Annotated in this window: 1 protein-coding gene and 1 pseudogene; both read left to right on the plus strand. The window is 48.4% G+C overall.

Features of this window, described 5'->3' with window-relative positions:
- Positions 1-480 (plus strand): annotated as a pseudogene (locus tag ACTHS3_RS14925) (NTP pyrophosphohydrolase); the annotation flags it as partial.
- Position 481: 1 nt separating this feature from the next.
- Positions 482-904: a hypothetical protein gene (locus tag ACTHS3_RS14930; RefSeq protein WP_070608993.1), complete on the plus strand. Its 423-nt coding sequence runs from the start codon at positions 482-484 to the stop codon at positions 902-904.
- Positions 905-975: the final 71 nt, after the last annotated feature.

Here is a 975-nt window from a genome sequence, read left to right on the forward strand (position 1 = left end):
TGGGCATGGCAAAAGGCAGGGGATTTTACCGTTGCGCCGATGTTGCCTGCCAATAGCGCATTATTACGCTCCCTATCCATTCCGCGCCAGCTTCAAGGCCGTCTGAAAAGCGGCTTGAGCGGCCAAAACAGCATGGGCGAATATCATGTTGTGCCGTATATGTCGGCTCAGCATCAAACCGTATCTGCCGTATTGTTGGAATTTGCCGATTGGCAACAAGGCAAGCCGATAGAATCGCCCAATGTGTGGCCAATCATTGAAAATGTCGAACAATGGCAGCAGGTGCAAAATGCCGATGCCGTCGTATGGAAAGTAGCGAATGAAGCGGCAGCCAAGCAAGTTGTCGATATTTTGGCGCAAGGCGTGGCGATGCCGCTGATTGCAGCTGCTCCGGAAAGTATGGTTTCCATTTATCGCGAACAGTGGCGGAGCATGGGTGCGCATGCCGTTTTGACCGATAATGACATTGAGGCCGTCTGAAATGAGTAAAAATCAAAAACTATTGATTGCCGCTGTTTTACTGATTGTGTTTGCGGCGGCCAAACTGCTGCTCTTGGATTGGTGGCAGCGGCAACAGATAAAAGCAAATGTAGTTGAATGTAGTCTGACGCAAGGCTGCGTCCTGCCTGACGGTTCAAAAGTGCGTGTGACCTCTATCAATACACACGAGCCGTTTGATATTGTGGTGGAGAATGTGCCGAAGAATACGGGTGCGGTCAGTATCAGTTTCAGTATGAAAAACATGGACATGGGCTTCAACCGCTATAACCTGACGCAACAATCGCCGCAAAGTTGGCAGGCTGCGCAAATCCGCTTACCGTTTTGCGTCGAAGGCCGCCATGATTACACTGCCGACATTACCATTGGCAAACAGACTTTTCAGACGGCATTTAGTGCAGAGTAGTCATCATGCAAAGGCCGTCTGAAAATTTAAAGGCTAAAATATTAAAATTTTTCAGAAGGTATATTTAAAAG

It is taken from the genome of Neisseria sp. P0009.S007, from assembly GCF_051962515.1.